1 protein-coding gene is annotated in these 258 nt (G+C 58.9%); it reads right to left on the reverse strand.

Going from position 1 to position 258, the window contains the following annotated elements:
- The coding region (locus LD028_RS09160) for a transposase (protein WP_237811633.1) at positions 1–258 on the reverse strand (258 nt) is incomplete at both ends.

Raw genomic sequence — 258 nt, forward strand, 5'->3', positions numbered from 1 at the left:
CGGCTCCGCAGTTCGGGCACACCCACTCGCGGATGTCGAGCGATTTCACCTCAACATGCCGGCGCCCGCAGCACGAGCACAATTGGCTCGATGGAAACGTGCGGCCGACACGAACCAACGTCCGCCCGTACCATTTCGCTTTATACTCGAGCATCCGAAGCAAGCGCCCCCACGCGGAATCCGAAATGCGTTTGGCCAACTTGCGATTCTTCTGCATGTTCTGCACACGCAAGTCCTCCACGCACACCACTTGGTTTT

This window comes from Anoxybacillus sp. LAT27, assembly GCF_022030075.1.
Lineage (GTDB): Bacteria > Bacillota > Bacilli > Bacillales > Anoxybacillaceae > Anoxybacillus > Anoxybacillus kestanbolensis.